This window comes from Planctomycetia bacterium (assembly GCA_034440135.1).
Classification (GTDB): Bacteria; Planctomycetota; Planctomycetia; order Pirellulales; family JALHLM01; genus JALHLM01.
The window spans coordinates 18531-37291 of sequence record JAWXBP010000319.1 but is presented as its reverse complement, the minus strand read 5'-3'; the positions used below and the strand labels follow the sequence as shown (position 1 = coordinate 37291).

19 protein-coding genes are annotated in these 18761 nt (G+C 62.5%); 12 read left to right on the top strand and 7 right to left on the bottom strand.

Going from position 1 to position 18761, the window contains the following annotated elements:
* Window positions 1-19 precede the first annotated feature (19 nt).
* The 4 genes from SGJ19_19395 to SGJ19_19380 form a co-directional block, all read right to left on the bottom strand.
* Window positions 20-703 (bottom strand): lactate utilization protein C, encoded by a 684-nt coding sequence (locus SGJ19_19395; GenBank protein MDZ4782416.1) that lies wholly within the window; start codon window positions 701-703, stop codon window positions 20-22.
* Window positions 700-2130 carry a LutB/LldF family L-lactate oxidation iron-sulfur protein gene (locus SGJ19_19390; protein MDZ4782415.1) on the bottom strand — a complete coding sequence of 477 codons (1431 nt, stop codon included), beginning with the start codon at window positions 2128-2130 and terminating at the stop codon, window positions 700-702. Before SGJ19_19390 ends, SGJ19_19395 begins: the two co-directional genes overlap by 4 nt.
* Window positions 2131-2317: 187 nt before the next feature.
* Window positions 2318-2653: a hypothetical protein gene (locus SGJ19_19385; protein ID MDZ4782414.1), complete on the bottom strand. Its 336-nt coding sequence runs from the start codon at window positions 2651-2653 to the stop codon at window positions 2318-2320.
* Window positions 2654-2775: 122 nt separating this feature from the next.
* Window positions 2776-3168 (bottom strand): hypothetical protein, encoded by a 393-nt coding sequence (locus tag SGJ19_19380; protein MDZ4782413.1) that lies wholly within the window; start codon window positions 3166-3168, stop codon window positions 2776-2778.
* Window positions 3169-3660: 492 nt separating this feature from the next.
* Here SGJ19_19380 and SGJ19_19375 point away from each other — a divergent pair, with 492 nt between their 5' ends.
* From SGJ19_19375 to SGJ19_19355, 5 genes are all read left to right on the top strand, one after another.
* Window positions 3661-4509, top strand: coding sequence for a hypothetical protein (locus tag SGJ19_19375; protein MDZ4782412.1), 849 nt, complete (start codon window positions 3661-3663; stop codon window positions 4507-4509).
* Complete coding sequence (locus SGJ19_19370; protein MDZ4782411.1) at window positions 4506-5741, top strand: SUMF1/EgtB/PvdO family nonheme iron enzyme; 1236 nt, start codon at window positions 4506-4508, stop codon at window positions 5739-5741. The genes SGJ19_19375 and SGJ19_19370 overlap by 4 nt, the downstream gene beginning before the upstream one ends.
* Window positions 5738-6649 carry a hypothetical protein gene (locus SGJ19_19365; protein ID MDZ4782410.1) on the top strand — a complete coding sequence of 304 codons (912 nt, stop codon included), beginning with the start codon at window positions 5738-5740 and terminating at the stop codon, window positions 6647-6649. Before SGJ19_19370 ends, SGJ19_19365 begins: the two co-directional genes overlap by 4 nt.
* A 10-nt stretch (window positions 6650-6659) precedes the next feature.
* On the top strand, window positions 6660-8054 hold the full coding sequence (locus SGJ19_19360; protein MDZ4782409.1) for a hypothetical protein: 1395 nt from the start codon (window positions 6660-6662) through the stop codon (window positions 8052-8054).
* A 184-nt stretch (window positions 8055-8238) separates the two neighbouring features.
* Window positions 8239-8727, top strand: a complete 489-nt coding sequence (locus tag SGJ19_19355) for a hypothetical protein (protein ID MDZ4782408.1) — start codon at window positions 8239-8241, stop codon at window positions 8725-8727.
* Between the two features lie 266 nt (window positions 8728-8993).
* Here the strand turns inward: SGJ19_19355 and SGJ19_19350 are convergent, their stop codons facing one another.
* Window positions 8994-10022 carry a glycine cleavage T C-terminal barrel domain-containing protein gene (locus SGJ19_19350; GenBank protein MDZ4782407.1) on the bottom strand — a complete coding sequence of 343 codons (1029 nt, stop codon included), beginning with the start codon at window positions 10020-10022 and terminating at the stop codon, window positions 8994-8996.
* A gap of 249 nt (window positions 10023-10271) precedes the next feature.
* Here SGJ19_19350 and SGJ19_19345 point away from each other — a divergent pair, with 249 nt between their 5' ends.
* Entirely contained in the window at window positions 10272-12740 is a 2469-nt protein-coding gene (locus SGJ19_19345) for a redoxin domain-containing protein (GenBank protein ID MDZ4782406.1), read from the top strand.
* Window positions 12741-12843: 103 nt separating this feature from the next.
* Here the strand turns inward: SGJ19_19345 and SGJ19_19340 are convergent, their stop codons facing one another.
* Together SGJ19_19340 and SGJ19_19335 are read right to left on the bottom strand one after the other, a co-directional pair.
* Window positions 12844-13788, bottom strand: coding sequence for a ribose-phosphate pyrophosphokinase (locus SGJ19_19340; protein ID MDZ4782405.1), 945 nt, complete (start codon window positions 13786-13788; stop codon window positions 12844-12846).
* A gap of 98 nt (window positions 13789-13886) precedes the next feature.
* The gene (locus SGJ19_19335) at window positions 13887-14642 is read right to left on the bottom strand and encodes an NTP transferase domain-containing protein (GenBank protein MDZ4782404.1); all 756 of its coding nucleotides are present in this window, start codon (window positions 14640-14642) and stop codon (window positions 13887-13889) included.
* Window positions 14643-14867: 225 nt separating this feature from the next.
* On the opposite strand from SGJ19_19335, the gene SGJ19_19330 reads away from it, so the two are divergent.
* From SGJ19_19330 to SGJ19_19305, 6 genes are all read left to right on the top strand, one after another.
* Window positions 14868-15302 (top strand): hypothetical protein, encoded by a 435-nt coding sequence (locus tag SGJ19_19330; protein ID MDZ4782403.1) that lies wholly within the window; start codon window positions 14868-14870, stop codon window positions 15300-15302.
* 28 nt (window positions 15303-15330) lie between these two features.
* Complete coding sequence (locus SGJ19_19325) at window positions 15331-15720, top strand: hypothetical protein (protein ID MDZ4782402.1); 390 nt, start codon at window positions 15331-15333, stop codon at window positions 15718-15720.
* Between the two features lie 106 nt (window positions 15721-15826).
* Window positions 15827-16888 carry a phosphoribosylformylglycinamidine cyclo-ligase gene (gene purM / locus SGJ19_19320; GenBank protein MDZ4782401.1) on the top strand — a complete coding sequence of 354 codons (1062 nt, stop codon included), beginning with the start codon at window positions 15827-15829 and terminating at the stop codon, window positions 16886-16888.
* Window positions 16889-16984: 96 nt separating this feature from the next.
* Window positions 16985-17650, top strand: a complete 666-nt coding sequence (locus SGJ19_19315; protein ID MDZ4782400.1) for a DUF2278 family protein — start codon at window positions 16985-16987, stop codon at window positions 17648-17650.
* 71 nt (window positions 17651-17721) lie between these two features.
* Window positions 17722-18231 (top strand): sigma-70 family RNA polymerase sigma factor, encoded by a 510-nt coding sequence (locus SGJ19_19310; GenBank protein ID MDZ4782399.1) that lies wholly within the window; start codon window positions 17722-17724, stop codon window positions 18229-18231.
* Complete coding sequence (locus tag SGJ19_19305) at window positions 18198-18665, top strand: hypothetical protein (protein ID MDZ4782398.1); 468 nt, start codon at window positions 18198-18200, stop codon at window positions 18663-18665. The genes SGJ19_19310 and SGJ19_19305 overlap by 34 nt, the downstream gene beginning before the upstream one ends.
* Window positions 18666-18761: the final 96 nt, after the last annotated feature.

The following is an 18761-nucleotide window of genomic DNA, read 5'->3' as shown; positions in this document are numbered from 1 at the left end:
CGAGTGGCGCGGCGCAGCTCTACGGCGTATTGATCATCGCCACGTGCCAGGCCTTTGGCCCATGCACGCCCGTCACCAGCCGCAACTCCAGGTCGCCGGTCTTGCTAGGCCCGGTGATGAGCGTGAGGTTGCTCGGTAATTGGTCGAGGCCGTGCAGTTCGAGTCGGGCGAACAGATCGAACAAATCGGGCACGATCATCGCCGGCTCGACGATCGCCAGATGCACCTTCGGCAACAGGCTGGCCATCCGCTCCTGGCCGCGGCGCGATTGCACCACGACGGAACCGGTCTCCGCGATGGCGAAATCAGCGGCCGTGATGCCGAGATCGGCCGCGAGCCAGGCCGCGCGGCGCTCGGTCGGCGCGAGGCGTTCCGCCCGCTCCGCGTCGAGCCAAGTGACGCCGAGCTGATCAAGCATTCCATAAACGCCGTGGCGTTCCAGCGCCGGATGCCGCCACACGATCGCGCTTCGGCACGCATGGCGATCGATCAATGACGCCAACAGTTCTCGCAGCGCCAGGCCATCATCCAATGGATGGAAGGCGCCGCCAGCGTTGACGACCTCGCGATGAAAACGCGCCTGAGCTTCTGCCTCATCGGCTGGTTCGTACTTGCCATGCGCATGAGGTCGCGGATGCACGCGATACATCCGACCGGCAGCCGCGGCGGTGCGCACTTGGGCGAGGAATTGTTCTCGGTTCATTGTTCCGCCTCGCGCGACCACCAGTCGCGAAAGCGCTCCGCGGCCGGAGCGGGGAAATCGCGGGACGCAGTCCAGCCGTGCAATCCGCCCGGTAGCCGCTTGAGCCAGCGCGTCTTTTTCGTCCAGCGGCCGATCGTCCGTGTCGCGAGCCAGGTGCCGAGACGATAGAGTCTTGGTGAACGCATCGCGCGCGCCCAAAAGAGATAGGCCAAATGTTCAATGCGCAAATCGCCAGCCGGCAATTCATGCAGCGCGCCGCGCAGCTTTACCAGCAATTCAGGAATCGCAATTTTCACCGGGCAGGCCGTTTGGCATGCGCCGCAAAGACTTGAGGCGTGCGGCAAGTGCTTGTTTTCCGCTAAGCCATCGTAAAGCGGCGTCAATACCGCGCCGATCGGCCCGGCATATACGCCGCCATACGCGTGCCCGCCGATATTGCGATACACCGGGCAGGCGTTGAGGCAGGCGCCGCAGCGGATACAGAACAAGCTCTCGCGCAAGGGCCCCGACAGAATCCGCGATCGACCGTTATCGAGCAGCACTAAGTGGAATTCTTCAGGGCCATCATGCTCGCCGTCGCGGCGCGGGCCGGTGACCAACGACGTGTAGACGGACAGCGTCTGTCCTGTCGCGGCGCGGGCCAACACCTTCAAGAACGCCGGCAGGTCGGCGAATTTGGGAACCACCTTCTCAATGCCCATGATGGCGATCTGCACGCGCGGCATCGTCACGGTGAGCCGGGCGTTCCCTTCATTCGAGACCAACACGATCGTGCCCGTCTCGGCTACCGCAAAATTCGCCCCCGTTATGCCGACATCGGCCGTGGCGAATTTCTCGCGCAGCGTTTCGCGAGCATACGCGGCGAGCTGCTCGGCGTCCGCCGGCAGTGGGCGCTTCGCGTGATCCGATAAGAGTTGCGCCACTTCTGGCGTACGCAGATGCAGTGCCGGCGCCACCAGGTGCGACGGTCGCTGCTTGGCGACTTGGATGATGAACTCGCCGAAGTCTGTCTCCACGACCTCGACGCCCGCCGCTTCCAACGCGCGATTGAGGTGAATCTCCTCCGTCGTCATCGACTTGCTTTTCACGACGCGCCGCGCGCCGCAACCGCGCAAAATGCTCTCAATGATTCGGCAGGCGTCGTCGCCGTCGCCGGCGAAATGCACCTGGCCGCCGAGACGCTGAACGCTGGCTTCCAGAGTTTCCAAGTGGCGATCCAGTTCCGCCAACGTCGCGTCTTTGATCGCCCGCGCGCGCTCGCGCAGGGCGTCGGCATCCGGCAACGCCGCGAAGGCGTCTTTGTTCCGTTGACCGAGCGTATCGCCGAGATTGGCGAGCGCCAGTTGCAAGTTCGCGTTCGCCAACGCCTGGGTCGTGGCGTCGAGGAACTCGTGATGCTCGCGACTGGCGTAATCCGTGCCCGGCATTGCGGAGTGATTCTCAGAAGATCAAATTGCCTGGCGAGTCGTGCTTCGCGCCACACTAGCCTCGTAGCGCCAGCGAGGGGGAGTTGATGTTGCTGAGAGTTCGATCTCCAAACTCTCAACGACGCCGGTCCTCCCTCGCTGGCGCCACGGGCTAGTTAGTGTACCGGATTTGTACACATCGGTATCGCTACAGCAGCGCGTCGAGAATCACCGCCAAGATCGGCAGGATTCCCACGACCGTGGCAAACACATACACGCCACGGGGCGGGGGAACGCTGCGTACCCGGCGGATGAGCACGCCGAGACCTAGCGAGGCGACGCCAATCACGAGCGCCGCGAAGAGGAGCAACCCGGAGAGCACCGGCAGCCGCGCGACGCCGATCCAGCGTGCCACGAGCGCGCCACACACGCACAACAGCGTCGTCATCACCGATAGCAGCCAGCCAATCGTCAGCGCTTCGGCGCTGCGCGATTCCTGGAGCGCCGCGGCGACCGGTCTTTGGTGGCGCTTAGACTTCTGCAAGGGAACCATCCACGTGAAGAGATGCTCAACGCCGCTTGCGTTGGCGCGTGGCGGTCGCTGGCGAGCAAAACACGCGGCGCGTCATGCCGCCGCGGGGGCGGCATGACGGCCGATGATTTCGACTACAGATAGGTGACGACCACGTCGCCGCAGCGGAGGATAACCACCTGCACGCTGCAACCGCAGCACCAATCGTAGCGGACGACCTGGCGTCCGAAGAGGCCGTTGCGGCAGCAAACGGTCGGCTCGCCCGTGCAGCAGCACGGCAGGCACACCGGGATCTTGATGTCGCAGCAGCTGCAACAATCATACACGCACAGCTCCGTCTTGACGGTCCGCTCGCAGGCCGGAACGCAGGAGCGATCGCGGTAGTCGATGCACGGATCGCAGCAAGCCTCGGCATCGAGCCGGGCGGCGCGACGCAGTACCGCGGCGTCGGCCGTGGTCGGGGAGATCGCGCCGGGAGCGAAAGCGGCCAGCAACGCGAACAGAGCCAGGGAGTATTTCGAGACCATTTCCATCACCTATTGAAAGTACCGGAAGCCCAAAGGCGTGAGCCGCCATGCGGCCCGCCACCCAAACATGGCTCATCTTGCCCAAAATGCCAATTCAAGGCAAGTCACCCAGTCGGAAAACTCGCTGGCAGACTTGGGCCAAAGATTGCCGGCTCAGTTCGTTTGTGCCGCGATTGCGCCCGATTTTGCCGGTTAGGGCTGCTGGGCGGCGGCGAAACGAACGCCGATTTCCTCCAGGGGCCCTGGTTACTTTGCTCCTTGGCCCGGCTTGACCTAGAGTTCGTTTGGCGGATCGAACCGACTCCCCGGTGGCCCGCCCCATCAAAAACCCCGCGCCTTGGCCGGAAGGAGTTGATGGTGAAACCACTTATCAAAAACCAGACATTGTTCCGGCATCTCCTCCGCCGGGGCGCGCCGTCCCAGCTTGCGATCGCAGGCGACGGCCGGAAAAACGCCTAGTCGAGGCTCGGACTTCAGCGACGGAACCACGCAGTGGCCGAACAAGACTTACTCACGAGCTTGGGTTGGGATTCCGTGCGAGGCGCGCTGGCGGATTGCAGCGTGCAGGCGCAGGAATTCGAAACCTTTCTGACGTCGCAGCTCGAAGCTCTCGAGCAGCGTTTCCATCGCCTCACCGAACGTGAGCGCCACCTGCAGGACGACGCCGAGAGCACGATCCTGGCGACGCAGGCGGAGCAATCGGAGGCGTCCCGGCAAGTCGAGCAATTGACGGCCGAATTGGCGCTGGCCCGTGAGAAAATCGAACGCCTGGAACGCTCCGCCGCCAAGGGGAATGCGGCCGAATCGGAAATCAGCATTCTGCGGCAGGAACTCGAAAAGGCCGCCACTCAGTCCTCGCGCATGGCCGGCATGGCGGTCGAATTGGCCGACGCCCGGGCCGAACTTGCCGAACTCAAAGGCCGGCAAGGCGCGAGCCAAACGCAAATTGTTTCCGACCTGGAGCGCCGCCTCCGCGAAGTCGAGCAAGATCGCGCCGCGCTCGAGACCGAGTTGGACCACATTCGCAAACGGGCCGCCGAGGCGAACTCCGCCCTGGCCGAGCACAAACGCCGCGAAGTGGAAGAGCGGGCCGAATGGTCCGGAGAGCTCAAACAACTGCGCCGGGCTTTGGAAAAACAATCGATGTTGCTCGTCGAGCAACAAGAAACGGGCGCTAACTCCACGCGCAAGACCGTTCCGGTGCGCGGCGATTCGACGCCCACGATTTCGGATCCGGTCGTCGACTCCGTGATGGAACAATTTGAGTCGCTGCAGCGGGACATGATCAAACGTCGTCAACAGAAGAACATCAAGAACGGGCATCAAGGGGTAGCGCCGTGAGAGTCAAAATCCGCGACCTCGTGACCAAGCTGAAAGCCGTGCCGCGGCAACGCTGGGCTTGGCTATCGGCCGGCGTCGGCGGCGCGTGTCTCGTCTTCGGCGGTTGGTGGAATAGTCTGCCGCTCTTTGGGATCGGGGCGGTGAGCTTCGCGCTGGGAGCACTGTGGATACTCGGCTGGCGCACGAGCCGTGCCGCCCCAGCGGCCGCCGTGGCCGCGCCCGCTGCGCCGGCCGTCGTGCAGCAGCCTCGCGCCCCAGTGGCCCCCGAAGATACTGAGGGACTCGTCGAGCAGATGCTCGCGCAAGGGCGCTATGCCCTCATGCTACGTCCGCAGGTCGTGGCGAACCTGTCACCGGCGCATCGCGACCGCACTCGTGACGAGCTCACAGAACAAATGGCGTTTGTGCCGGCTGGCGAGGTCGAGCTTGGCCCTTGGGATGAACACTCGATCAATCCCAAGGAAGAGGACGACGATGCGCACAAGTCCGTCTATCGCGTCGACGCCTATTACCTGGATCGCTATTCGGTCACGAATCGGCAGTTTCTCGAATTCGTGATGGCCGGCGGCTATGAACAGATGGCCCTCTGGGATGCCAAAATCCTGCCGGCGGTGATCGATTTCGTCGATCAAACCGGATCCTTGGGACCGCGCTACTGGCGGCATGGGCGCTACCACGAGGGGTCCGAAGATCAACCTGTCATCGGCGTGAGTTGGTACGAGGCGATGGCCTACGCCCGTTGGGTCGGCAAACGGATGCCGACCGACGCCGAGTGGGTCAAGGCGGCTTGTTGGCCGGTGCCCTTGGGACCGGGCAGCCGGATGCAGCGCCGCTATCCGTGGGGCGACAACATGGACCGCGAGCGCGCCAATATCTGGGGCTCCGGACCGGGGCGGATCGTCTCGGTAACCGAATTCGGCTCCGGCGTTAGCGTGGGCGGCGTCTACCAACTGGTTGGAAATGTTTGGGAATGGACCGCGAGTAACTTCGGCGCCGGCGGCTACGGCCGACCGGAGCTGGTGCTGCCGAACCCGATGAAGAGCGTCCGCGGCGGCGCTTTCGACACGTACTTCGACAATCAGGCGACGAGCCAATTCCAGAGCGGCGAGAACCCCATCGCACGCAGATACAACGTCGGCTTTCGCTGCGCCTTGGGCGCATGCGACGTGTCGTTCAGCGACAACGGCGAAGCAGCCGAGCCGGAAGCCGAACTTCAGGAGGCCGGAGCATGATCAAAGAAGGCACGCTACACCTCGACTCCTATCGCCTGGCGAGTTATGCCGTTCAGGTGCCCTGCTACATCTGCGGGGGCGGCAACACCTTCGACGCCGAGTTGTGTCGGCATTGCTGCGCGCCGATGGCGCTCGCGCACCAGGCGAACACGCAAAAAGTGCGTCCCCGCATGGTCGCCGCGATCGGCACCAGCGGCGTCGGCAAGACCGTTTACCTGGGCATGTTAATGGACATGCTCTCGCGGATGCCAGACCGGCTGCAATTGCTGGCCCGCGGGGCGTTCTCGATCACGCTGCAACAAATCACGACGGCGGCGCTCTCGCGCGGCGAGTTTCCGGACAAAACGCCGAACGAACCGGATCGCTGGAATTGGGTCCACGCTCAGGTCCGCGCGCAAAAACAACGCCACCCGGTCGACTTGATCATGCCGGATATGGCCGGCGAAGCGCTGCTGGAAGAAATCGAGCATCCGCGTTCGTATCAGGTGATCCGGTCGCTACTGAGCCAATGCGGCGGCGTGTTGCTCTTGGTGGACGCTTCGCAGCTCGGATCCGGCACGCTGGAGCAGGATTACTTCGCCATGAAGTTGCTCAGCTACCTGATCGAACTGGACGAGGACCCCAAGACCGGTTGGCCTAGCCGTCCCATCGCGCTTATTTTCTCCAAAGCGGACGAGCGGGAAGATTGCTTCATTGACCCCGCCGCTTTCGCCGCAAGACATGCCTCGGGCCTTTACCGGCTCTGCCAGGAACGCTTCCGTGAGGTACAGTTCTTTGCCTCCGGTGTGGCCGGTTCCTGCGCGTATCGAAATGTGCCCAAGCTCGGTCGAGTTCGGGTGCCGTTGCGCGTCGAACCGCGCGGCATCATCGAGCCGTTCGAGTGGTTGATTGGGCGCATCAAGTCTTGAGACCCCTGGCATGTTGATCGAACAAGCCGTTTTCACTTCGGCGCGGACGGACCGTGCCGCGGGCTACCAGTTGGTGGCCCGCAGTCCCGGCATTTGCGACGAAGACGCGCGCGAGATCAGCGTGTGGGGGCCGTCGCACGACTCGTTGTACGAGGAAGGCGCCGACGCGGTGAGCGTCAACTTCTTCCAACTGCCGAGCGGCGCGTTTTGCATCTCCAAGACGGAGCCGGCTGGCGGCGAATACAGCGGTCGTCGCGGCGCGCAAGTCTACACGCAGTGCCTCGTGGTCGGCCCGGATTCGCTGGCCCGCTTCGGCAACAATCCCTTCGCCGTGCTGACTGCGGCATTAGCGCAAGGCTCGCTGCGCATCTACGACGAGTTGCCGAAGGAGCTCGACGCCTTCCGCTTACCAGGTCGCGCGGCGGCCGTCGATCAATCAGTGTTCCTGCAACTCCAGTCCGATCCCGGCCCTGCTTGGGTCGCGCGATTGTTGAGTCACTTGATCGCCGGGCAACCCTTTGGCATCGTCGGGCACGCGCAGCCAGCGTGTCTTGTGGCCGGACTGATTAACTGTCTGCCGCCGAGTTGCCGCACGGAACTGTCGTTCACGACCGGTCTCAAATACTCGCCGCGTCGTCCCTACAAAATCAATTGCGTTCCGGTCCACCAGCCGGAACAACGCCGCGTGCTCCGGCAGCATGACATCGAATTGCTCGATTTGAGCGCCGAACGCACCCCGGGCCTTTCGGTCACGAACGGCTGGCCGGGCTTCGTGTCCTGTGCGTTGGCCGCAGGAAAGACGTCGTTCTTCTCGTCGCGCGTCGGTCGCTTGGGCGCAGTAACGGGACAGGATCTCGATCGCCTCGGCGATCAATTGCTGGAAGAACTGGCTGGGAATGGTAGCGCCTTGGAAGATACCTCGACGCTGTCCGCTGCCAGCGACACGGTGAGCGCCTTCCCTGAGGAACGGGCGCGCGAGACGATCGTGACCAAAGAACCGGACGTATCGACTATCGCTCCCATGGAACGGCGCGCCGATGCCGCGCACGACCGAGCCGCGAGTCGCTGGTCGGCCGCCGTGGCCGAAGCGACGTTGTTGGAGCTCGCGAGCGCCCCGGCCGATACGCTCGGCGCCCAGCATCCACAATCACAAGAACAGTTGGAACTGCTCGACGACACGGTGTTCGAAGCAATCGCCGGCAAACCAGAAGCCTTCGACCGCTTGGCCAATCTCTGGCCGCACACGGTGAATTGCCTCGGCCGCGCTGACGTCGAAGTCTATCGCGAGCACTACGTGCGCTATGCCTTGCGACTCTGGCAAGAATGCGCCGACGGCGAAGAAGTCCGCAGCCCCGGCGTCGCCGTGCGAGCGCTCGACGCAATCGCGATCTTCTTCCGCGACTGAGGTCGCGCTGGAGGATTCACCACGAAGGCACGGAGGACGCGGAGGAGGAGGCAGCCGCATTTCAGTTGGGCGCGAGGACTCGCTGCGTAGCTTTGTGAACCTCTCTAGCTTTCGCGTCATTTCGTGTGTTTCGCGGGCCTCATCCGGCTGGCCGTACGTGGTGTCATGAGGGACAATCGTCCGCATGGCGCGTGATGAGCAGGACCGTGAAGATTTGATGCGCGAGGCGACGGCGCTCGTGGAGCGCGTTGAGTTGCGCACCGCGAGCGAACCGGAGTCGGTCATCGTCGGGTTTCGCCGGAACGGCTGCGCGAGCGTCTTCTTTGGGGCGGATCCGGCGTATCACTTCAATGCGTTGAATGAACTGCGCCGCGCGTACGTGGCCGGAGAACTTTGGAAGGCGCAAGATCGACGGCTGATCGCAATGCGCCGCGAGCGAACCGGCACGCAAGTTGAACTGCGCTCGCGTGAATTGGCTAAGGAAGAACGAAGCGCGGCCCTCTCGCAATTGCAGTCGCGATTGCAGTTGCTTTGCGACGATCTTGCGAACGCTGAGCGCTCATCCCGCATCACGTGTTTTCCGCCCGATGCGCCGGAATTGGAACGCGTGCAAGCGTGGCTCGCGGCATTGCCTTCCCCGCTCACCGTAGCGCAACGCCCCCACGCGGAATGAAAACGTCTACTGTAGCGGAGGTCTGTGACCTCGGCCGGAGAGGACACCGCATCACACCCAGCGCCCGTCTCATTGGAATTGAAGAACCACGAAAGGCACGAAAGACACGAACAGGATTTCGACAGCGGATCGAATGCGCGGCAATTACTCAATTGCCGAATTCAAACCGTTCGTGTTTTTCGTGCCTTTCGTGGTTCAAGATAACAACGTCCAACGCGCCGAGGTCACAGACCTCGGCTACAGAGGAAGCGCATACATCACTGCGATTACATGGGCAGCGCGACGACCTCGACCGGGCCGGACGTCGAATTCAACATCGTGCCTGGCGTGGCTTGCGCTCGGCGCACGTAGCCCAGGGCTATGGGCTGCTTCAGGCGATGGGAATACGCAGTGCTCGTGACTGTGCCCACAGTCTTGCCATCGTCCGCACTAAGTTCCATGCCGGCCGGAAATGCCGTGTCGCCGGTTCCGCGCAGGCCGACGAGCAGGCGATTCACATGCCCTAGCGCGTCAATGCGAGCAACCGTTTCCTGGCCGATGTAACAGCCTTTGGTGAAGCTGATGGCTTGCCGGTCGCGGCCGATTTCTTGCGGCAAGTTCGCGTCGGTGATGTCGAATCCGAAGAGCGGCGCTCCGGCGGCGATCCGCGCCGCGGTGAAAGCGGACATCCCGCAGGGCGTTGCGCCGACTTTGCACAATGTTGTCCACACCGAGCCGACGTGCGCGGTATCCAACGTAATCATTAATGACTCGGCGCCGGCGAGATCCACGCGCCGGATCGTGACCGGATGTTCCGCGATGCGCGTCGCTGCGTGGCTGCAATGCTCGCTCGGTTCTGACGTGACGCCTAGCCGCGCCAATAGATCCGCCGCCTTCGGCCCGGCCAACAGCAAGTCATAGCGATCCGGCAATGGGACCAACTCCACCTTTTCACGAATCAAATAGCGATCCAGGTGCTGCAGCAGGAACTCCCCCTGTCCCGGAACGGTGTCGAGCACCAATTGTTCTGCTTCCACGAAGACGTAGACGTGCGCGAGAACTTTGCCGGGGGCGTTCAGCAGAAACGCCTCGCAACCTTGCCCGGGAGCGAGGCGGCGGATGTCGTTTGTGGACAAGTTATGCAGGAACGACGCTCGATCCGCACCGCGGAGCGCAAGTTGCGAGCGATCCAGCAACGGCACAATGCCAACGCCGGCCGCGAGCGCCATTTCTTCGCCGGCCGGGTCGCCGAAATCGAGTGGCGGCAGCGCTGCGGCCGTGGGAAACAAGTCGCGGAATGGTTGCCAGTTGTCCATAGCGCTTGATTATCGCACTTTTTCCAGCGCCGGCGAGACGGCGCTGTGCAGGAATGGACGTTTGTTCGCGCTAAGCCCAGGGAAGGCCACAGAAATCTTCGCCAATGGAGGCGATATCGAGGGCCTTCCCTGGGCTTGGACGGCTTTGCGCCGGCAATTCGCCCAGTTCGCCAATCCGAGCTTTACCCACCGGGGCCAGTGTCGCATAATGCCCGCCCGACGGATCGGACTTTGGAAAAGGATCTTCCCATGCTGGCATGCTATCATCGCGGCAGCCTTCTCGGCGCGCTGTTTTGCGGATTCCTCGCGCTGTCTCCGCTTGCCTTCATTGGCTGCAACGACGCCGCCCCGCGCGATCTCGAAATCGCCAAGGCGGGAGTGACGTCGGCCGCCAAGAAGGGCGATCCGGCTCAGTCGCCGGAAGTGATCAAGGCCCAGGCGGTGTTGAATCAACTGGCGGCCACGTACCGCGACGCCAAAACGTACGCCGACAGCGGCACGGTGCGTCTGCTTTACGAGCAGGGAGAACGCAAGGTCGACGAAGCAGTCGATTTCGCCGTCACGCTCGAAAAGCCGAACAAGTTGCGATTGAATCTCTATCAGGCGCTCGTCGTCAGCGACGGCGAAAAGTTCCGCGCCACGATCGCCGATCTCGCCGGCGAAGTTCTGGAAGTCGATGCACCCGCGGCGCTGACCTTGGAAGAAATCTATCGCCACGAACTGCTGAATGGAGTGCTGACGGGCGGACTGGCTGGTTCGTCGCCGCAGTTGGCGTTCCTGCTTAACGACAAGGCCGTCGAACAATTGGTGGAACTTGGTTCCGCGCCGCCTCGCCTGATGTCTCCAGGCGAAATCGACGGCGAGCCTTGCGATCGCGTGGTGATCGAGCGCACCGATGGCCAGTTGTTGCTCTGGATCGATCAAAAAACGCACGTGCTGCGTCGGCTGGAATATCCAGTGACGGAACTGGCGAAGCAGATGAGCCAGGCCGGCGCGGTGAGCAATCTTACACTGGTGGCCGATTTCGCGGGCGCACAAGTGAACGCACCGGTCGACGCCGTCGCGTTTCAGTTCGAAACGCCCGAAGGGGCGAAGCTGGTTGATTCGTTCGTCAGTCACATTGAAATGCCGCGGCCGGAACCCCCTTCGCCGTTGTTGGGTAAGCCGGCGCCGGAGTTTGCCTTTTACACGCTCGACGGCCGCCGCGTGACCAAGGAATCGCTGGCCGGCAAAGTCGCCGTGCTCGATTTCTGGTTCACCACGTGCGAGCCCTGCCAGGCGACGATGCCGCTCGTGCAACGCGTCTTCGAGGAATACGCGCAGGACGATCGTGTGCAGTTCTTCGCCGTGAGCATCGCCGATCCCGCAGGAGGCAACCTGGAACTGCAAAAGGTGCTGCAAGGTTGGCAAGTCAAACTGCCGATCGTCCGCGACGTCGACAAGTGTTTCGAAAACGCCTTCGAAATCCCTGGCGCGCCGGCCTTGTATGTCCTCGGACCGGATGGCCGCGTGCAGGACTACCACGCGGGGCTGAACTCGAACCTCGCGGAAGAACTGTCGCAATCGCTGCAAAAGCTGCTGGCCGGCCAGGACACGTTCAACGACGTGCAGAAGCGTTATGAAGTGCAAATGGCCGAATACCAAAAGGCCCAGACGGCTTCGAGCGGATCGGAAAGCGCAACGCAAGAATTGCCCGACGCGGAAATCGCCCCGCGTTCGGAACCGCAAACGGTCAAGTTGACGAAGCTCTGGACCGCAAAGGCAGTCAAAGAGCCAGGCAACGTGCTGGTCACGCGCGACGGCGACGCCACGGCCAAGATCTACGCCCTCGACGGTTGGCGTCAGGTGGTTGAACTCGACGCCAAGGGCGAGTTGGTCGAACGACATTTGCTGGAACTGCCCGAAGAAGCCGTGGTCCGCTATCTGCGCACGGCCGTCGATAGCGCCGGGCAGCGCGTCTTCGCCGGCTCAGCCAGCGCGCAGCAACAAGCACATGTGTTCGACAGCGCTTGGAAAACTAAGTTCAGCTACCCGTCACTCGAAGGCGGCAAGTCCGACGGTCTGACCGACGTCCAATTCGGCGATCTGAATGCTGACGGACAGCCGGAATTGAACGTCGCCTTCTGGGGCGCCGGCGGCGTTCACAACGTGGCGCTCGACGGCACGCGGGCCTGGAACAATCAATCCCTGGAGTTGGTGTATCGACTCGCCGTGACATCACCCGACGCGTCCGGTCAGCGATCGCTGTTGACCACGAACCGCCAAGGGACGCTCGTCGCACTCGCGCACGACGGCCAACCGAGCGAACATCATTCCGTCGGCACGCGGTACCTGCACGCGGTCTTCACGGCCGATTTGAACGGCGATGGGAACGTGGAAATCTGCGCGATCGCCCGTGACCAGGCGAACCACGAATCGCTCGTCGGCATCGCCCCGGACTTCACCGCGCAGTGGGAACTCCCGCTGCCCTTCGGTTGGCAGCGCCACCCGATCGACGCGGTCACTTCAGGAAAAGTCCTGCCAGGCGAAGAATCGCAATGGATCATCGCCGGCGCCGACGGTTCGATTCAACTCATCAGCCGCGAAGGCCAGGTCCTCGATCGCTTTCACCACGGTGCAGCGCTAGCTGGCCTGGCGGCCACGGAAATCGTCGGCAAACCGGCCCTGGTAATTGCGACGGCCAGCGGCGTGGAAGCGTGGGGCGTGGAGGCGAAGTGAGAAGTTTTCAGTGAAGCAAGAACAGGCGCATTCACGGAACAGACGCCGATCGAAAACTACTCCGCCTACTCCACCTACCCACAACTACTTCCCCTACTTCCCCTCAATCAAACAGCTCACTAATCGACTCATTCCGGTGAATGCGCTTGATCGCTTCGCCTAACAGCGGCGCGATCGAGAGGACTTCGATCTTCCCGTTTTCCAGGCCCGGCTTGAGCGGGATCGTGTCCGTGATGACGACGCGAGTGATCGGCGCTTTTTCCATCCGCTCGATCGCCGGGCCGCAGAACACGCCGTGCGTGGCGGCGACCCAGATTTCCCGCGCGCCGGCGCTTTTGAGCTTTTGCGCCGCGCCGCAGATCGAACCGGCCGTGCTGATCATGTCGTCGAAGATCACCGCCACCTTGCCGTCGACCGGGGCGCCGATGATGTTCTCTTGATGCGTGTCCTCGGCGCTGCTGCGGCGCTTGTCGACGATCGCCAGCCGGGCTTTGAGCCGCTTGGCGTGGCCCAACGCCCGTTTGATGCTCCCCTCGTCCGGACTGACGACGATCATTTCGTAGCGCGGGACGTCCATCTCCGCGAAGTACTGGTTCAGCACCGGCGCGGCGTACAAGTGATCGACGGGGACGTCGAAGAAACCTTGAATCTGCGGCGCGTGCAGGTCCATCGAGAGCACGCGATCGGCGCCGGCGCGGGTGATCAGATTCGCGACCAGCTTGGCCGTGATCGGCACGCGGCCTTCGTCCTTGCGGTCCTGCCGGGCGTAGCCGTAGTACGGCACGACGGCCGTGATCCGCTCCGCGCTGGCGCGTTTGCAGCTCTCGATCATAATCAAGAGCTCCATCAGGCTGTCGTTCACCGGCGGGCAGGTCGGCTGGACGAGAAACACGTCGCGACCGCGGACGTCTTCGTCGATCTTGCAGGAGACTTCGCCGTCGGGAAAATTCCCCAGCGAAATCTTTCCCACGGGCAGCCCCAAGTAATCGCAAATCCGCCGCGTCAGATTCTGATTCGCGCGGCCGCTAAAGATTTTCAGATCAATCATGGCTTGGGGGGAGCAGTAGAGGAATAAAGGACAATAGGAGTCAAGTAGCCGCCGCTTCGAAATCGTCGAAAGCGCCCCTCCTTTTCTCCTCGACTCCTTTACTTCTTTTCTCCCTTCCCTTCCTCCCGCAGCGCGGCTTCGACGGCCGCCAGGTCGTCCACCGTATTGATGCTCAGGGCCTCGACCGGCTTGAGCACGGCGAGCGCGGCGACCCGTTTTCCCTCGTCCTTGAGGATACCAGGACCGTCGGTGATGTAATACTCACCCTGCTTGTTATTGGGTTGCAGTTTGCCCAACGCCTGGAGCAACTCCTGAGCGTCGAACAGATAGGTGCTCATGTTGACCTCGGTGAGCCGGCGTTCCTCTTCCGAGGCGTCTTTTTCTTCGACAATCCGCAGGAAATCGCCGTTCGCATCGCGGACCACCCTCCCCAAGCCGTAGGGGTTTTCCTTATGGGCCGTCCCCATCAGGCAGGCGGTCGGGCGGCGTTCGAATTCTTCGAACAACGCCCGGACGCTCGACGGCTGCAACATCGGCGAGTCCCCGGTCACGACCAGCACCGGACCGTGATGCCGCTCCAGCGCCGCCCGGGCGCACATCACGGCGTGCCCGGTCCCGCGCTGCTCTTCCTGCAAGGCGAAGGAGAGATTCTTCCGGCCAGCCAGGGCGATTTTCACGTCGTCGGCCCGGTAGCCCACGATGACCACGGTCTCGTCGATGCCACTTTCTTCCAGGGCGTCCAGCACGTAGTCAATAATCGGCCGCCCCAGCGCCGGCACGAGCACCTTGGGCAACTCGGATTTCATCCGCGTCCCCTTCCCTGCGGCCATGACGATGGCAAGTTTCTTGGTCATGGGAGGTAGTTTGCCAAGAATTCGGCGGTGGGGACAGGGGCGGGGGGCATGCCGTAGACGCGGCGGATCCGGCGCTTCGTCGAACAAGAAAAAGCCCAGGGCAGGCCCCCGGTGACGTCGCCATTGGCAACGACTCGGGTGGCATGCCCTGGGCTTCGCGACGCAAATCGTGGAATTCAGCGTTGGAGCTCGGCCCAATCGTCGCCAGTGGTTAGAATCGCCGGGATGGGAGAATTTCAACTCGGCGTCGGGCGCGGCGAGATCGGCTGGGAGGCTTGGCCTCTGGCCGATCTACTCATTCTATGTTTCGTCACGTTGCTGCTGATCGCTTGGCGGTACACGGAGCGAACGCGTCGTCGAACGCCCGGTGAACACAGTGTCTCTCACAGATCAGATTCGAATGCAACCGCCGTCGAGAACCCGAATCCGTATCGCTCACCGCAAAGTAGCAGCGATTCGTCGAAACGCTTCATCAAGTCGCGGTGGTTCCAGCTGTCGATTCGCGCCGCCATGGCGTTGGTCGGTATCGTCGTGGTTTCCTTCGGTACGCTCATCGCGCTTGGCCCGCAGACGAGCGGTTGGTTCGTACTGCCCGCGGCGATTTGCCTGGTCTGCGGCGGCGCATGCCTGATCTGGTGGGCGTCGCGAGAGTTTGAATGACGGCTTGAAACCACTTATGAGCCCAACCGTGGATGACGACAATCCATACCAATCACCGCAAACAGTGTCGGAGCGCCAGCCGTCTCACGGCGGCAGTCGCTGGTCGCCGCTCAACTACTTTTGGGCGTTCGGTGTCGGCGCGACGTGTGCAACCTGCTCGACATTCACGGCTGGCGGTGGACACGGAACCTATTGGTGGATTGCATTAACCGGCGCTCCAACGTTCTTATTCGCCCGGCTGTTTCACATGAACGATACAATCTTTCTCGGCATGTACTTCGTTGGAACAGGAGTACTATATGCGGCCTACGCGCGTGTGCTCGTCATGCGGCCATTCTGGATCGCACTTATGACAGTGCTTGTTGTCCATGGCGCCAGCGTGGCCGTCATGATGTTTTGGAGCGGCTGGTCGCGTTAGTCCTCATTGCATCGTTGTGTAAGCCCAACCAATCCTGCCGCTTCCCGGCACACTCTGTACGGGCTAAAATCCGGAATTCTCCGGCCGACCGCGGTGAGCAACTTGAATGGGCAAAGCGACTTACAAAGACGCCGGGGTGGACCTCGAAGTTTACGAGCAGTCGATGGCTCGGCTGCCCCGGCTGATGGGGCGGACTTATAGCCCTCGGGTAATCCGGCTCGACGGCGGGTTTGCGGGGCTGTTTCAGCTTGATTTTGCCAGCAAGCTGTTCGCCCGGAACTACCAGGACCCGGTGCTGGTCTCCTGCACCGACGGCGTGGGGACGAAGCTCAAGGTGGCCACCGAATCCGGCGTGCATCATACCGTGGGGATCGACCTGGTGGCGATGAGCGTCAACGACGCCCTTTGCTGCGGGGCGGAGCCGCTGTTTTTCCTCGACTATGTGGCGATGTCCCACGACGACCCGGAATTGCTGGAGCAGATCGTCTCCGGGATTAGCAACGGCTGCCTGCAGAGCGATTGCGCGCTGCTGGGGGGCGAAACGGCGATTATGCCCGACCTGTACAAACGCGGCGACTACGACCTGGCCGGTTTCTGCGTCGGCGTCGTGGAGCGCAAGAAAGTCATCGACGGCCGCGCCATCGCCGCTGGCGACACGCTGCTGGGCGTAGCGTCGAGCGGGTTCCACTCCAACGGCTACAGCCTGGTCCGCCGCGTCGTGTTCGACATCGCGCAGCTCAAGATCAACGATCACGTCGACGAGCTGGGTAAGTCCGTGGCGGAAGTGCTGCTGGAGCCGACGCAGATTTATGTGCGCGGCGTGCGGCAACTTTTGGCGCACTACCCGGTGAAGAACGTGGTGCATGGCCTCGCCCACATCACGGGCGGCGGGTTGTTCGAGAACCTGGAACGCATTCTTCCCACGGGCGCGCGAGCGGTGATACGCCGCGATAGCTGGCCCATCCCGAAGGCGTTCCGCTGGCTGCAACGACTGGGCGAAATCGAAGAAGCGGAAATGGAACGCGTCTTCAACATGGGCATCGGCCTGGTCGTCGCCGTGAGCGCGTACTACGCCGACAGCGTCCGCCAGCAACTCGCCTCGACCGGCCTGGAAAGCTGGCCGATCGGCCACATCGCCGAGGGGGAACGCGGGGTTGTTTGGGGGTAGGGCCGAGGCGCTAATTGCTGCGCAAAGCGGTTTCGGCGATACTTCCGTAGTCGCCGCTCTTTTCTTGCCGTCTTCTCGCGCATTTGAGGCCGACTCATGCCACTCAATCATGGCTACGGCGTCGTCATTGGGACGAAGCACCATTACTATCGCGACCCGCCGAACGACTACGGACAATACTTTCACGGCAATGTTGAAGTTGCTACGTCGGGAGGCATATATCGTTGCGCGATCGACGTCGATAGCAAGCAGCAGCCCAACGGCGTGGAATGGCGCAAAGTTGAAATGGGCCTTTCGACTTTGAAGGGACTTACTTCGTTGGCGGACGGCTGGCATGCGTTGCTGTCGAACAGTACGTCTGGGGCGCTTGACTACATCCGCGCGGACGAACTGCATCCGAAGGTAGGCTGCGTATTCGCGATCTTCAATCCGCTTTTCGAAGCTCTGCGCCAAGCCCTGCAACTGGCGATCAACCCACCCTGGAAGCAAGGGACAAGCATTCAGGCGCTAGCGGACCTAGAACCGCTATTGAACAGCGCGAAACGCCTGTTCATTTTTGGCGAACCCTTCACGGTGGGAGTAGGTGTCCATAACATCCACCAGAATCAGGGAGATCCCCTTGGGAGCCAATGGTGGGCTGAAAACGGCATCTGGCAGGATGGCGCCACGCTCATTCAACGAGAGGATGGTTCCATCGCAGCGTTTCTCAACAAGTTTAAGACGCAGGCACATGCGACCGACAACAACGGCCATCCTTTATAGTTCATGGAAAATATCTACGCTGGCGGCGTCTTCTCTAAGTACTGACGCCGTTTTCCTGCCCGGCATGCGTGATGCCCTCGATTGGACCGGATGAATTGGGTCGATTGCTGGACGAACAGGGTCCGGCGCTGGTGCTCTATGCGCGGCAGTGGTGCGCGAGTCCCGAGGATGTCGTGCAGGAGGCGTTCGTGCAACTTGCGCGGCAGGCGGCCGTGCCGGATCGCCCGGCGGCCTGGCTGTTTCGTGTGGTGCGGAACGGGGCGATTTCGCTGGGGCGCTCCTCGCAGCGGCGCACACGGCGCGAGCAATCCCGGGCCAATCGGAGCGCCCCCTGGTTCATAGTTTCCGAAGCGGATCGGCTCGACGGCCAAGAGGTCGCCCAGGCATTGGAAACGCTGCCGGCCGAGCAGCGCGAGGCGATCGTCGCCCGGCTGTGGGGACAATTGTCGTTCGAGGAAATCGCGGAACTGTCCGGCACGTCGACCAGCACCGCTCATCGCTGGTATCAGGCCGGGCTGACCGCCTTACGCACGAGGTTCAACGTCCCATGCCACGAGACGCCAGCACGCCCGATCCGCTGAGCGGGTTCGAGAAACAGTTGCAATCGTTGCGCCCGACGGCGGCGCTCGGCCGCGATCAACTCATGTTCCGCGCCGGTCAGGCGTCCGTGGAACGCGGTGTGACACCACGGCGTTGGTGGCTGCTCGCGGCCACGAACGGAATCTCGGCGCTCGCGGCGGGATTGCTGGTGGCGATGACGATGCAACCGGAACCTCGCGCGGAGGAGCAAGTTGTCGAACGGCCCGCGCCGCCCGCGCCGCCCGCACCGGCGATCGAGGCGCCGCCCGTGCGCAGTGCGGACGCGGAGTTCGGGTATCTGGCCCTGCGCAATCGCGCGATCCAAGGCGATTGGCGCGAGCCGCTGGTGATTTCTTCGAACACGGGCTGGGAAAAATCCGCAGCGACGCCGTCTTATCGACAGTTGCTCGAGCAGTATTCCCAAGAGCTTCGCTAGCTCGCAGCTCACTAGCCCGTAGCGCCAGCGAGGGAGCGAGGACGTTGCTGAAATAGATAGGATCAAACTCTCAAAGATGTCGTCGGAAGCAGGCTG